The sequence below is a fragment of the Lysobacter sp. CFH 32150 genome, from assembly GCF_022758295.1.
Lineage (GTDB): Bacteria > Pseudomonadota > Gammaproteobacteria > Xanthomonadales > Xanthomonadaceae > CFH-32150.
This window is the reverse complement of the sequence record NZ_JALDWJ010000001.1, coordinates 228,145-243,348: the sequence shown is the minus strand read 5'-3', so window position 1 is coordinate 243,348 and position 15,204 is coordinate 228,145. Positions and strand designations below refer to the sequence as shown.

Here is a 15,204-nt window from a genome sequence, read left to right as displayed (position 1 = left end):
TGGGCTTCAGCGGAAATCGCGTGATGCCGTCGCCAGCCCTGACAGCAACGGTGTGAGGTTGTGCAGCCGCTGCGCGATCAGATGGCGCACGCCTTGTTCCGATTCCATGCGGCCTTCGACCGCGAGCAGGCTCGATTCCAACAATTCCCGGCGTTGACGTTCGGCCAGATCGTGCCAGACCACGACATTGACCATGCCTTGTTCGTCTTCGAGCGTGACGAAAGTGACGCCACTTGCGGTCTGCGGACGCTGGCGCATCAGCACCAGGCCGGCGAAGCGTGCGTGCCGGCCATTCGGCAGCGTGGCGAGTTCGGTGGAACGCTGGTAACGACGTTGCTGCAGTTGTCGACGAATCAATGACACGGGATGCGCATCGAGCGTCAGGCCGATGCTGGCGTAATCGGCATGGGTATTCTCGAATGCACTGGGCGGCGGGATCGCGATCTTCTGTTCTTCCGCTGCGGACATACCGGCGAACAGGGGCAACTGTTTCTCGGTGCCTGCACTGGCCCAGCGCGCACGGTGGCGATGGCCGGCCAGGCCGCGCAGCGCCGCGGCTTCGGCGAGCAGGTCGAGCGCGCTGCGATCGAGATCGGCGCGATGCACGAGGTCGTCGAGATCGCGAAAAGCCGCCAGCGTCCGTGCCGCGCTGATGCGCTCGGCCGTGTCCTGGCGCATGCCCCGCACCAGGCGCAAACCGAGCCGCAAGGCGAGCTGCCGTGGATCGTCCGCCGAAGGTTCGAGGGTGCAATCCCAATCGCTGTAACGCACGTCGACAGGGCGCACATCGATCCCGTGCCGGCGCGCATCGGCGACCAGTTGCGGCGGCTGGTAGAACCCCATCGGCAATGAATTCAGCAGCGCGCAGGCGAAGGCCGCCGGTTCGTGGCACTTGATCCAGCAGCTGACATAGGTGAGCAGGGCAAAGCTGGCCGCGTGCGATTCCGGGAAACCGTAATCGCCGAAGCCCTTGATCTGCTCGAAGATGCGCTCGGCGAATTCGCGCGGATAGCCGTTCTTTGCCATGCCCTCGAACAGCTTCTGGCGATGGCCTTCGAGTCCGCCATGGCGCTTCCATGCGGCCATGTCGCGACGCAGACGATCGGCATCGCCCGGCGTGTAATTGGCGGCCACCATGGCCAGGTGCATCACCTGTTCCTGGAACAGCGGCACGCCGAGCGTGCGCTCGAGGACAGGCCGCAATGCTTCCGAAGGGTAGTCGACGGCTTCCAGCCCCTGCCGACGGCGCAGGTAGGGATGCACCATGCCGCCCTGGATCGGGCCAGGCCGCACGATCGCCACTTCGATCACCAGGTCGTAGAACTTCGCGGGTTTGAGCCGCGGCAGCATCGCCATCTGCGCGCGCGATTCGATCTGGAAGACGCCGATCACGTCGCTGCGCTGGATCATTGCGTAGGTCTCTTCGTCTTCCGGCGGGATCGTCGCCGGCGTGTAATCGAGGCCGCGATGCAGGCGCAACAGGTCCAGGGCCTTGCGCACGCAGGTCAGCATGCCGAGGGCGAGCACGTCGACCTTCAGCAGCTTCATCGTGTCGAGGTCGTCCTTGTCCCATTGGATGATGGTGCGATCGGGCATGGCGGCGTTTTCGACCGGCACCAACGTGTGCAATGGCCGTTCCGAGATCACGAACCCGCCGACGTGCTGCGACAGGTGCCGCGGCTTGCCGAGCAATTCGCCGACCAGCATCACCAGTCGCCGTATCAATAGGCTGTCCGGATCGAAGCCGTATTCGCGCAGTCGTTCCAATGCCGGTGCATCGGTGCTCCAGGAACTCACGCTATGGCTGAGTTGGGCGAGCTGGTCTTCGGGCAGGCCCAGCACGCGCGCCACGTCGCGCACGGCGCTACGCGCACGATAGCGGATGACGGTCGCGGCAATCGCGGCGCGCTCGCGGCCATAGCGGTTGTAGACGTACTGGATGACTTCCTCGCGCCGTTCGTGCTCGAAGTCGACATCGATGTCGGGCGGCTCGTCGCGCTCCTTGGACAGGAAGCGCTCGAACAGCACCTTCATGCGGGCAGGGTCGACCTCGGTGATGCCCAATGCGTAGCACACCACCGAGTTCGCAGCCGAGCCGCGGCCCTGGCAGAGGATGTGCTGCTCGCGCGCGAAGCGGACTACGTCGTGCACGGTGAGGAAGAACGCCTCGTACTGCTTGTACTCGATGAGTGCGAGTTCCTTCTCGATCAGCTCACGCACCGCCGGACTCACGCCCTTGGGCCAGCGCCAACGGATGCCTTCTTCGGTGAGCTGGCGCAGCCAGGTCGTCGGCGTGTGGCCCGCAGGTACCAGCTCGTGTGGATACTCGTAGTGGAGTTGTTCCAGCGAGAACGTGCAGCGGTCCGCGATGCGCAAGGTTTCATCCAGCAGGTGCCGGGGATAGATCGCCGCCAATGCGCGACGTGTGCGCAGGTGGCGTTCGCCATTGGGAAACAGGCGCTGGCCGGCTTCGGCGATCGTGGTGCGATGGCGGATCGCGGTCATGGTGTCCTGCAACGCGCGTCGGCGGCGCACATGCATGTGCACGTCGCCGCTGGCGACGGCGGGAATGTCGAGCGCATCCGACAAAGCCAGCAGTTCGCGCAATCGTCGAGCATCGTCCGGACCGCGATGCAGTTCGATCGCCAGCCACAAACGATCTTCGAATAGTTCTCGCAGCCAAGCGCCATCAGTCAGCGACGGTTGTTCACCGGGCAGCCATAACACCAGCAGGCCCGGCAATCCGCTGGCAATGTCCTCGTGCGTGAGCCGGTATTCGCCCTTGGCCGACCGCCGGCGTCCCTGCGTGAGCAGCTGGCACAACGTTCCGTAGCCTTCGAGGTGCTCGACCAGCAACACCAGCTTCAGGCCGTCGAGTTGCACTTCGCTACCGACGATCAGCGGCACACCAGTGATGCGCGAAGCTTCCAGCGCGCGCACGATCCCGGCGAGCGAACATTCGTCGGTGATCGCGAGGGCGTGGTAGCCCTGTTGCTGCGCGCGTTCGAACAACTCTCCCGCGCTCGATGCGCCGCGGCTGAAGCTGAAGTCGGACAGGCAATGCAGTTCGGCGTAATCGGGCGCGGCACTGTGCAAAGGCAACATCATGCGAACCATCCGTGCAACATGAATGGACCGCCTGCTTCGCCCGCCGCACGAAACACCCAGGCGCGCTGGCCGCTTCCCGTTTCGATCACGTAGTAATCGCGGCGCACGTCGCCGCCATCCCACCAGCCGCTTTCCACGCGCTCCGGCCCGGCGAGGACGTGCTGCACGCGGTCGCGCAGCGGAATCGGGCGCGGCAGCAGCCAGGTTGGGCGCGGCGAGGTTCCCGGTGGTGACCTGGCGACGACCGGCAACGATGCGCGACGGAATCCACGCTCGGGACGATGGTCCTCTGCAGGCTCCAACGCATATACCGCCTCGTCGCCGAGCCGGGCCCGCAGTCGTTCCCGCAACGTGGTCCACGGCATCGCCTGCGCCGGGCGATCGTCGAACAGTTCGCGCCAGGCCGGCACGAAAGGCGGCAGTTCTTCAGCAACCAGGCGCATGCCGCGCACCGGTGCGGGAATGCCGGCCTGTTCGAGACGGCCTTTCGCGAGTTCGAACAGCAAGGCCGGATTGCGTTCCGCGGCCAGCATGCCGACCACGACTTCGGTATCGGCATGGCCTTCGTGTTCCAACCGCAATACGAAGCGCTGCACCCCGCCATCGCGGCCGGCGAGGTAGGCGGCGAGATCGCCAGTCAGGCGGCGTAGCGGGAACAACAACGCTTGCGAACTCTCGACGTCGAAGGCGAGTTCGATCCGCAAGTCGAATCGATCCGGTGGTTGGTACAGGGCGAATGGATCCGGCGTCCCCCGTAGGCGATCGATATGTTCAAGCAAGCCAGGGCCGAATCGTTTCGCCAGCGAATCGCGTGGCGCTGCGAACAACTGGCCCAGCCGGCGCAGACCCATCGCATGCAAGGCGTGCGCGGTTTTGTCGTCGAGTCGTGCACGTGCCACCGGGATGCGTGCAAGCGCGTTGGCAAGCGGTGCAACCTGCACGATTGCGAGGCCATCCTGCATGCCCGCAAGCAGCCATGCAGCACGCGCATTGGGCGCAACCGCGATGCGGTGGGTGAAACCGAGTTCGCGCAGGTCTTCGCGCAGCTGTCGTTCGAAATGCGGCCACGGCCCAAACAACCCTAGGCTGGCCTCGATCTCCAGGACGATGGCGTCTTCGAAACAGGTGGCGACCTGGGAGCTGTAGCGATACGCCCACGCAGCGAGGAAATCCCGCCAGCGCGCAATCTCGTCGGCGTCGTATTCGACCGTGGTGAAATCCGCCAGCAATGCATGCGCGGCCGCGAGCGCCTGGCCACGGTGCAGGCCGAAGCGCGCGGCGGCGGCATTGACCGCCACGAGCGTGCGTCGCTGCGCCGGTCCGGTAACGAGCGCGAGCGGTCGCTCAGGAGAAGGATGGCGACGCAGGACGCCGTCGAGCGCCAGTTGCGGCAGGAGTACGCAAGCCCAGAGCATGTTGGCGGGTCTGCATCAGTGGATGTGCGGAAAAGGAATGGCCTTGACCGGTGCCAGGCCACCGCGGCACTTCAGCACGCGTACTTGCGACGGCGTGCTGTCGAACATGATCCGCAATGCTGCCGGCGATGGATTGCACGCCGCGCGCGCATCGCGAAACGCAAAGCCCAGCGCTTGCCCGGTTTCCGACGCGACCTGCAGGCGCCGCAACGCACGATCATCAGCCTGCTGCGGCCAACACAGCACCGCCGATGCGCAGCCGGCGCGCAGGCATTGTTCCGTCGCCCACAAGGCATCGCGCGCCGAAGCGTCGATCATGTGCACGTAGGCGAAATCCACGCCGGCCTGGCGCCATCCAGCGGGGTAGGGCACATAGGGCGGTGCGACCAGCACGATGTCCTGTTTCGCTTGCGTGAGCCGCGCCAACGTCGGCAGCAGCAGGCGCAGTTCGCCGACGCCATCGGCCGGCAGCAGCAGTTCGGTGAGTGCCGACTCGGGCCATCCACCCATTGGCAAGGCATCGTCGAGCGCAGCCAGGCCGGTGGGCTGTGTCGTCGCCGGCAAGGCAACCGGTTGCCCGCGCCAGACCTTGCGGTCCGACAACAGCGCATCGAGCGCAACGACCTGGCCCATGCCTAGGCTTCCCGGATCAGGCCGCAGTACAGGCCTTCGATCGCGAAGTCCTGCCCGCGGCAGATCTCGATCGGTGCGTAGTCGGGATTGCGGGCAAGCAGGCGGATACGGTCGCGTTGCAGTTGCAATCGCTTGATGGTGACTTCGCCATCGACGCGCGCGACGACCACCTGGCCATCGCGTGCCTGCGTGGTGCGATGCACAGCGACGAGATCGCCATCGAGGATGCCGTCGTCGCGCATCGAATCGCCTTGTACCCGCAGCAGATAGTCGGGCTTGGGCGAGAACATCGCCGGATCGATCAGCAGATGTCGCTCGATCCCGACATCGGCACCAATCGGCGCACCCGCCGCGACACGGCCGAGGATGGGTAATTCGATTTGCGCGGCACGCACCGATTGTCCGGACGACGATCCCGGCAGACGAATCCCGCGCGCCTTGCCCGGCAGCAGCGTCAGGTAACCCTTGGCCGCCAGCGCCTGAAGATGTTTCTGCGCAGCGCGCGTCTGGCGGAAGCCGAACTCGCGTGCGATTTCCGCCCAGGTGGGCGGCAATCCATCCGCCGCGATGCGCTCGCGAACAAAATCGAGGATGGCCTGCTGGCGGTCGGTGAGGTCTGGCATGGTACTTATTTTAGTACCAATTCGACCAGGCAAGATCCCATCGGAATTCATGTCGACAATTCAACAGGTTGCGAGTCTCACTGCATGCGACGGATCAACTGAAAAACCAATCCCGCCGCTTACTGCACCAGCGCCACGTCGATCTCGCGTTCGTCCTGCCGGCCATGGTCGTCGACGACCAAGAGGCGGAAATGACCGGCGCGCTCGGGGTTCCAGCTCAGCGTGGCGCCAGGTTCGGCGTTGCCGATGTAGCTGTCGTCGACGAACCAGTACAGCCGCGAGACGTCGGCGTCGACGGTAGCGGCGAGGTCGAGCTCGACCTGTTCCGGATGAGACAGGCGCAGCGTGTAACGCGTAGCGCGATAGGGCGAGGTGATCTGCGGCGGCGAACCGAGCCAGGACTGCGCTTCGGCGCAATCGCTGCCGGGTGGTGGACGCCGGCGTGGGATGCCGGCCTGCGCGAACACGCGCGCGAGGTCGGACGGCCAGAACTCGAACACTTCCGTGCGCATCGTTTGCGGATCGAACGGGCCGCAGGCGACACGGCCACTGGCACGGTCGATCGCGACGGCGCGGTGTACGCGGCTGATGCGGATCGGCGATTTTCCCGGGATGAACCAGGTTTCGCCGCGCTGCGGGCAGTACGCATTCGGCAGGTCGCCGCTGGCGCGACAGATCTGCACGCGCTTGAGGTTCAGCGGCCACTGTCGCGGCGGTTCGGCAAGGTTCACGCCTGCGGCCTGCAGGCCATCGACGATGTCGAAGAACAACGGTGCCGCGGCTTCCACGCCGATCAATGCCGGGTTGCTGGAGCCATCGAAATTGCCAAGCCATACGATCAGCGCATACGGGCCCACGAGGCCTGCGCTCCACGCATCGCGGAAACCCCATGAGGTGCCTGTCTTCCAGTACACCGGCGGCATGCCCGTCGTGGTGAACGCGCCGGCATCGGGGCGTGGGTTCTGGCGCAGCATGTCGCGGGTGATGAATGCGGCTTCCGGGCTCAGCAGCGCCGTGCCCATTTCCTGCGGATCGTTCACGCGCCAACGCAACGAACGCATGCGGCCATCGTTGCCGAGCATCGCGTACAGGCGTGCGAGCTCCTCCATCGTGACTTCGCCGCCGCCGAGCACCAGGGCGAGGCCGTAATGGTCCTTGCTGGCGAGATCGCTGATGCCGGCGCGACGCAGGAATTCGTAGAAACTCGGCTGCGTGAGCTGCGCGGCAACGCCGACCGCGGGAATGTTGCGGCTGCGCACCAGGGCGTCGGTGGCGGTGACCGGGCCGAGGAAGCGGCCATCGAAATTCTCCGGTGTGTAGGGACCGAACGCTGTTGGCACATCGCGCAGCACCGTCGCCGGATGCAGTACGCCTTGATCGAGGGCCAGTGCGTAGATGAAAGGCTTGAGCGTCGACCCCGGTGAACGCTTGCCCGCAGAACCATTGACCTGGCCATCGATGCCCGGATCGAAATAATCCGCCGAACCGACCAGCGCACGCACGCCCATGTCGCGGGTGTCGACCAGCATCGCGGTGGCGTTGCGCAGGCCACGATCCCGCTCGCGCTGCAGGTGGTTGCGGACGCGTTCCTCGAGCAGGCGCTGCAGGCGCGCATCGAGCGTGGTGTCCAGGTCGGGACCGGCCAGCGGATGCCAGCTGCGTTCGGCGAGCACGCGATCGACCAGGTGCGGTGCCTTGAACGGCAGTTCCTGGGGGCTGCGCAGCCGCAGCGGCAGTTGCAGCAGGGCGTCCTGCGCGGGATCACTGCCGCGTTCTTCGCGCCATCGCTTATAGAGACGAGCGCGGGCAGCTTCCAGCCCGGCGCCGAGGTAAGTAGCACCGGCATCATCGCGTGCGCTCAACTTGCCACGCCGCGACGGCGCCTGCGGCAGTACAGCCAATGCCAGTGCCTCGGACAAGGTCAGCTGCGCGACTGGTTTCCGGAAATAGATCAGGCTTGCCGCAGCCACGCCTTCGATGTTGCCGCCGTAGGGCGCAAGGTTGAGATAGGCCTCGAGGATGTCGTCCTTGCTGTAGCACGCTTCCAGTTGCACGGCGCGCAGGATCTGCACCAGCTTGCCGCGCGCGTTGCGGGTGTCGAGTCGCCAGTGCAGGCGTGCGAGTTGCATGGTGATGGTGGAACCACCGATGCGCGCGTCGCGACTGACATACGTGCTCCACGCGCCACGCGTCAGGCTGATCGGATTGAAACCGGGATGGCGGCGGAACCACGCATCCTCATGCAGCAGCACCGCATCGATGAGCGTCGGCGAAACCTGATCCAGGGGTACCCACAGGCGATAGCGCTGGTCAGTGGCGGTGGTCAGTCGCAGCAGGCGGCCGTGCTGGTCGTAGACCGCTGTCGATACTGGCACCGACTGCGATAGCGGCGGCCGCGGCCACAGCCGCATCGCGATCAACGCGGTGGCGAGGATGGCGAGAACGACCAGCGCCACCCGCCGGCGACGCACCATCGTAGTGATGGCGCGTAACCGGATCATGGCCGCTTCGGTGCGGTCACCTGCAGCGTGCCCGCCGGACCGCCTTGCGCGTACACCGCCCGCTCGTACATGGATTCAGCGTAGATCGGCGGCACGATGAAACTGCCGCTGTTGTTCGCGCGTACCCGATAGCGGAATTCGCTGACCTGCGCACTGACGAAGCCGTACAACACGATCCGGTCTTCACGTTGTTCGACGTGCTGCGGCTGGAAGCTGGAGCCGGACAGGGCCAGGGTCGGCGCGGGCGGTGCGTCGCTGGGCTGCGCCGATTCTTCGCCTTCCTCCTCGCAGTCCTCGCATCCTTCGTATTCACTTTCATCGCTGGTTGTCGCCACTGCTTGCGCTGCGGCTTCCGGGTACTGCAGCACCGGCTCGAAACCGCCCGGCAGCAGGTCGACGATGGCGATGTCGCCGCGTGCAGTGGCACCGAGTGCGCGCACGCGCAGGCGCACGGTGACTTCGTCGCCTTGGGTGAGCGTGGTGACCGGCTTGCCGGCGCTGTCGAGATAGTCACGAATGACTTCGAGGCCATTGCTTTGCGCGGCCTTCGGCGCGACGCGGTCGTAACCGCTCTGGTTAAGCAGGTACCAGGCTGGCGTCTTGTCTGCCGGTGCCACCCACAACTGCGTGTCGCGTGCAGTGAACGTGCCGCGCGAGATCTGCCCGACCGTGACGCCGATGCTGCGTGCTTTCCCATCCTTGCCGGCTGCCTGCAGCATCGGCATCGGCGACTGGTTCCTGGCCGTGGCATAAGCATCCATCGCCAGCACGGTCAGCGCCGAGGAGAGCGTGTTGTAGCTGTTGTTGCGCAACGGATCGAGCAGGCGTTCCAGCGCGACCGCCTGCAGTTGCTTCGACATCGTCTGGAAATGCTTGTTGACCAGGTAGACGGTCCATGCGTGACCGATGCCGGGGTCGTAGAAATACGCATAGCCCGGGCCCGCCACCGGCTTGGCGCCGTTGGCGCGGACGATCGCCTTGCTGGCGAGTCCGCGTGCCGCCTTGTCCTGCTGCAGCAACTGATAACTCGCAGCGACGAACAATCCGGCGACATCGTTCTCCCAGGTCTTGGGTTGATCGCGCTTGAGCTGCTCGTGTACTGCACCGAGCAGGTTGCTTGCGGTACGGCCCTGCCGGATCAACAGATACACGGCGAGCGCGCGGCTGCGCAGTGCGGCGAGATCGTTGCCGGAACGGTTGGCGGCTTGCGCCTCCAGATAGCGGTTGAGCGCAGCCAGCACATCGTCTGGTACCGGCTTGCCACGTTCGCGCGCTTCCAGCAGATACAGGGCGGCATACCCGGAGACGAAGGGATCGGCGTCCGGGGTTGCCATCCACAATCCGAGTCCACCCTCGCTGTTCTGGCGCGAACGCAGCACATCGACCAGGTCCATGCGCGGCTGCGACGACGGCGCAGTCACGATCTTGCCGAACTCCGGATGCGCGCTCAGCACCAGCGCCGGCAATGCCTGGCTGAGCAACTGCTCGGTGCACATGTGCGGATAGCCGGCGAGATAGGCGGTGAGGCCGTCGATCGCCACCAATGGCGATACGGAAGCGGAGAGCTGCCGCGTCGCACGCTGGTCGAACATGCTGCGCAGGTCCTTCAGCACGACACGCCGGTCAGCGCGACCGACACGCAGGTCCTGGCGCGCGACGATGGCCGGGCGCAGCGACAGCTCGATCCGTCGTTGCGCGCGGTACTTGCCCGATTGCGCGATGACGACGATCGGCGCCGCACCCAATGCGTTACCCGCGCGCAGGCGGAAGCGCACCGTGGTTTCGCGCCCCGGCGTCAGCGACTGCGCGGGTGGCGCTGCACCGACCAGGGTCAGCGACGGCGGTAGTTGCAGCGTCGTCGCGACGGTAGCGGCGGACTTCCCACCTGCGATCGTATTGGTGATGCCGACCGGCAACTCAAACTCATCGCCCGGGGCGACATGCGTCGGGACGGTCGGTGTCAGCACGAAATCGCCGCGGATCACCGCCTTCGTTTCGGACAAGCCGATCCGTTCCGCCGTCACCGCAACCGCCACCACGCGCACCTGGCCGTTGAAGTGATCCGGCATGGCGAACTTGACCTGCTTCCTGCCGTCGACATCGAAGATGCCGGACCACCACACTGCCGGTTTCTCGGTTTTGCGCTTGAATGGATTGAGGTGCTTGGCGAGGTCGCCTTCGCTGTCGCCGCCGGGTGCGCTGAGTGCGGCGAGGCGGCTGAACTCGGGCAGCATCAGGTCGAGGATCTGCGCCGTGCGTACCTGCAGCATCTTCTTCTTGAAGAAATGATCGAGCGGATCGCCGACGCGGTAACGCGCGACCTGCAGGATGCCTTCGTCGACCACGAACAGCAGCACCCGCGCCTTGCCCTCGGTGGTGATGTCGGCCGTGACAGGGATGCCGGGTTTGGCCACCGCGGGTACCTTCACCTGCAGCGATTGCGTGCGTGCGGCACGATTCACTGCAAACGGCACCACGCCGAACGACAGCGGGCTCATGAAGATCTCGTCGGAATTCGGATCGCGCAGGAACTGCACGTTCACGTAGCCGTTGCCTTCGAAATCCGCCGGCACCTGGACCTTCTGCACGCTGCTGGTGGTGTCGGCGCGGAACCACACGTGCGCGTAGACACGATCGCGTTCGAGCGTGATCAGGCCGCTGCCGGGGTAGGGTGCGCGTACGCTGACTTCGATGGTCTCGCCCGGGCTGTAGCTCGGCTTGGACAGGTTCAGCGCGAGCTCGGCGTTGTGCTCGAGCGAGCGTGAGAGGTTGGCCGCACCCGTTACCGAGAAATTGATCTCGTTGAGCGGCTTGCTGGTGTCGCTGCCGCGCACTTCCAGCACGAATTCGCCGGGCTGGTCGGTCGGCAGTGTGACCGTCTGGCGGCCGCCGGCCAGTTGCAGCACCTGGTCCCTGCGGTCAAAGCGGCGCTCATGCGAGACGTAGCGGTAGAGGCCCGAGTCCTGCTTGGTCAGCACCGAGACGTAGCGCTTTTCCACGACCACCGCATGCAGGCCCGCGACCTGTTTCGGCTTGCCGTCCTGGCCGATCGTGAGCAGCTGCACGACACGCTTGTCGCCGCGCTTCACGTAGCCGAGATCGTCCTGTGCCTTGATGCCGACCAAGTGATCGTTGCTCGACACGAGTGCATTGGCCTGTGCGGCGACATTGCGACCGCTGCCGGGTTCGTAGGCGCGCGCCAGGAAGTTGAGCTGGTAGGTCGCACGTTCGTATTTCTTCAGGTCGATCGCGAACTTGGCGTGGCCATCGTTGTCGGTCGTCGCGTCGGTAAGCGTCTCGTCGTAGCCTTCCTTGGCGCGCTGCGGATCGAAGAAGCGGTAATCGGGATAGGCCGGGAAGCTCGGGAAGGCCGGCCGCAGCACCATGGTGGCTGCGACGCGGCGTTGCTGCGCCGGCGTGCCGAACAGATTCTCGACCGAGACCGTTGCCGACAGGTCTTCCGGCTTGATCCAGCCCTGTGGGTTCTCCGACGAGAACTGCGCGCGCACCCGCATCGTGTCCGGCGCGAATTCGCGCACCTGCACCGAGGTCGAGCCAATCGCCGTGCGGCGGTCGTCCTTGCCGATCAGGTAGAGATTCGCCTCCCAGGTCCCGCTGGGTGCGCTGTCGGACGGGGTGTAGTTGAAGCTCTCGAAGCCGACGCTGCCCAGCTTGATCCGCTGGCGCCGCGCCACGGTGCCGCGTGGATCGCTGAGCACCAGTTCCAGCGGCAGGCCGGTCAACGGCCGTTTCCAATCGGCTGCGCGCACGATTATGCCGAGGTTGATGGTGTCGCCGGGGCGGTACAGGCCGCGATCGGAAAACAGGAACGCATTCAGCGCACCGGCTTCGATGTCGTTCGGCTCGCCGCCGATGTCGAAGCGCGAGTAATCGAGCACGCGGCCGCTGTCGTCGATCGGCAGGAACGAGAAGTCGTCGCCCTGGGTGACGGTCAGCATCACCGGACGCTTTTCGCGCCTGAAATCGTCGAGCGAGGGCAAGCGCGCGCGGCCATTGCCGTCGCTGCCGGCTTCGACCAGGGTTTCGCCGTTGCGCGCGATCACCCGCACCTGCGCACCCGCGACGGGCGAGCCCTGCGCCAGCGATTGCACGAACACGTCGCGGCTGCCATCGAGCGATTTCTTGACGATGATGCCAAGGTCGGTGAGCACCACCAGCCGCTGGTCCTGCTCTTCGCCGGCATCGTCTGCCAGCGTTTCCGCGGACGGCCGCTCACTGTCGTTGTCGCTGAGCGTGCGCAGGCTGAGCATGAACACGCCACGGCGCGAAGGTTTCAGGAACTCGCCGAGATCGACGCCCTCGTAGTGCGCTTTTGCCGGATTCTCCGCCGGCAGGCGCATGCGCTTCTCGACGCGTTCGACCAGGCTGTCGGCTTCGATGCCTTCGAGGTAGGGCCGCGCATAGTCGCCCTGATTGGCAAAAGCGAGGTGCTGCAGTTGTTCCGGCAGGACGCGTGCAATTTCCAGCCGGGCGTTGGGCACGTTGCGCGACACGATGCTGATGCGGCGTTCGCCGCGGAGCGACAGCAGCGCACCGTCGCCGACGAAGCGGAGCAGTTGCGGGTACTCGGGGATCGTTGCGACTGTTGCGTGGTTCTTGCCGAGGATGAAGCCACCGAACGCCTTCAGGCCTTTGCCGACGCGAACGTACAACCGCCGTTTCGGTGGTGCACCGAATTTGAAGCTGTGCGCCTCGGTGTATTCGCGTTCCGTCGGCACGGGCGTCAGCGCCAGCAACGTCGACTGCTTCAACAGGGTTTCGTCGATCTCGCCTTCGGACCAGGGATAGTTCTCGCGCTGATCCTTGATGGGCAGCTTGGCGTTCTTCGACGGCAGCAGCCACACCTTCACCGCATTGGCGACCTCGGTGTCGCGCATGGCGTTGTTGAACTCGAGCACCAGCACCTGCTCGGGTTCGAAGCGTTCGTTGTCGACCAGCGTCGGGATGACGCCGGTGACATCCACGCTGTACAGCGATGGCAGGGTGACGGTGCCGTTGATTGCGTCCTTGGTGCCGTCGCCACCGAGCAGGCTGCTGACGCCCTGCGCCAGCACCAGTTTCAACGTGCCGCCGTTCTCCGGCAGTTGCAGCGGTTGCGAGTGGATCCAGGCTTTCAACCGGCGCTCGTCGTAAGTCACCGTATGGCTTGGCGCGGCCAGTTTGGTGCCGCCGCCATCGTTCAGGTGCAGGACGATGCGGCGCTCAAGTTGCGCGGCATCGACCGGGTGCGAGAACGCGAGTTCGTACACGCCTTTTTTCAGATTGGCGTCGACCGGGTCCTGGTAGAACTCGCTCTTGGCGAGGGTGGCGGTGAATGCCGCGGTGGAGAATTCGAACTCGTCTTCGGCCAGGTGCACCTTGGGCGCGATCGCGCGCTTGGCGTCGATCGTCAAGGTGTAGGTTTGACCGACCGGCCAGTCGCCGGCAGGGGTGAACACCAGCGTCTGATCATCGGTCCAGGACCAGGTGCCCTTGATCTCGGGTTGCAGCACGATGCCTTCCGGACTGCTGCCGACTTTTTCGATCGGCGCCGCGGAACCCGAGAAACTCACGCGCAGTGTGTCGATCGTCGCAGGGGTCTTGGTGTAATCGGTAAGGTCCGGCGCGTGCACGGAAACATCGAGAGCGCCAGGAATGACCGGTGTCGGTCGCGTCGCCAACCACCAGCCGAGTCCCGCGACGACGATCAGCGCCGCGAAACTGCCGAGGTATAGCCGTGGGCGAGTGCGAACTTTGGCGACCAATGCCGACAACCAACCCGGCGGCACCCAGTCGACCTGGCCGAAGATACGTTGCAAGAGCCCAGGTGCAGCACTGTCCGCACCGGTTTCCGTGGAAGCCGGTTGCGACGGCGTCGAATTCTGCGGCATAGATGGCCCGTTCCAGTCCGTGGTGGTGATGCCATTGCATCGGACCAAGCTGCTGGCCCGCCCCTCGAATCGACCGCATCGAATGCGTCGACCCGCAATGATTCTGGCACGCCTGCAAGGAACTTGTAGGGGCGTTTCGGCGCAACGGAATCCGGCTGTTTACCCGGCCTTACTTCTCCACGAACGCCCGTTCGAACACGTACTGCCCGGGCACGCCGATGCGCGGCGCGGCGGTGAAGCCGCGGCTGTCGAGGATGCGGCGGAAATCGGCCAGCATCTGCGGGCTGCCGCAGATCATGGCGCGGTCGAGGGCCGGATCGAGCGCTTCGATCCCAAGGTCGGCCATCATCCGGCCGCTCTCCATCAGTTCGGTGAGGCGGCCGCGGTGAGTGCGGCCGTCGAAGACGAAGTCCTCGCGCGTCGTCGCCGGGTAGTACCGGAGCTTCTGCGTGATCTGCTCGCCGAGGAATTCGTGGTGGGGCAACTCGTTGACGACGTAGTCCCGGTAGGCGAGGTCGGCGGCGTTGCGTACGCCGTGGCAGAGGATCACGCGTTCGAACCGTTCGTAGGTTTCCGGGTCTTTGACGATCGCCAGCCAGGGTGCAAAGCCGGTGCCGGTGCCGAGCAGGTAGAGGTTCCGGCCAGGGTGCAGGTCGTGGATCAGCAGTGTGCCGGTCGGCTTGCGCCCGATCAGCACGCGGTCGCCGGGCTTGATGTGCTGCAGGCGCGAAGTCAGCGGGCCATTGGCGACCTTGATGCTGAAGAACTCCAACTGCTCTTCCCAGTTGGCGCTGGCGATCGAATAGGCACGCAGGAGCGGACGGAGCGAGCCGTCCGGTTGCGGCACCTCCAGTCCGATCATCACGAACTGGCCGTTGTCGAAACGGAAACCGTCGTCGCGGGTGGTGGTGAAGCTGAAATAGGCGTCCGTCCAGTGACGGACATCCAGCACGGTCTCGGTGCCGAAAGCGGATGACATGTGGGGCGGGGGGAATGCGGAAATGTCCGCATATTCTAGGCGGCGCGCGTCGAC

General features: G+C 65.3%; 7 protein-coding genes. All 7 read right to left on the bottom strand.

Annotation, left to right across the window (positions count from 1 at the left end):
• Window positions 1–6: 6 nt before the first annotated feature.
• Entirely contained in the window at window positions 7–3,117 is a 3,111-nt protein-coding gene (locus MO486_RS01060) for an error-prone DNA polymerase (protein WP_305037354.1), read from the bottom strand.
• Window positions 3,105–4,523 carry a DNA polymerase Y family protein gene (locus tag MO486_RS01055; protein WP_242903847.1) on the bottom strand — a complete coding sequence of 473 codons (1,419 nt, stop codon included), beginning with the start codon at window positions 4,521–4,523 and terminating at the stop codon, window positions 3,105–3,107. The genes MO486_RS01060 and MO486_RS01055 overlap by 13 nt, the downstream gene beginning before the upstream one ends.
• Window positions 4,524–4,538: 15 nt before the next feature.
• Window positions 4,539–5,156: a translesion DNA synthesis-associated protein ImuA gene (imuA, locus tag MO486_RS01050; RefSeq protein ID WP_242903845.1), complete on the bottom strand. Its 618-nt coding sequence runs from the start codon at window positions 5,154–5,156 to the stop codon at window positions 4,539–4,541.
• A gap of 2 nt (window positions 5,157–5,158) precedes the next feature.
• Window positions 5,159–5,779 carry a transcriptional repressor LexA gene (gene lexA, locus MO486_RS01045; RefSeq protein WP_242903843.1) on the bottom strand — a complete coding sequence of 207 codons (621 nt, stop codon included), beginning with the start codon at window positions 5,777–5,779 and terminating at the stop codon, window positions 5,159–5,161.
• 119 nt (window positions 5,780–5,898) lie between these two features.
• On the bottom strand, window positions 5,899–8,280 hold the full coding sequence (pbpC, locus tag MO486_RS01040; protein WP_242903841.1) for a penicillin-binding protein 1C: 2,382 nt from the start codon (window positions 8,278–8,280) through the stop codon (window positions 5,899–5,901).
• Window positions 8,277–14,099, bottom strand: coding sequence for an MG2 domain-containing protein (locus MO486_RS01035; protein WP_242903838.1), 5,823 nt, complete (start codon window positions 14,097–14,099; stop codon window positions 8,277–8,279). Before MO486_RS01035 ends, pbpC begins: the two co-directional genes overlap by 4 nt.
• Before the next feature lie 241 nt (window positions 14,100–14,340).
• Entirely contained in the window at window positions 14,341–15,150 is an 810-nt protein-coding gene (locus MO486_RS01030) for a ferredoxin--NADP reductase (RefSeq protein ID WP_242903836.1), read from the bottom strand.
• Between the last annotated feature and the right edge of the window lie 54 nt (window positions 15,151–15,204).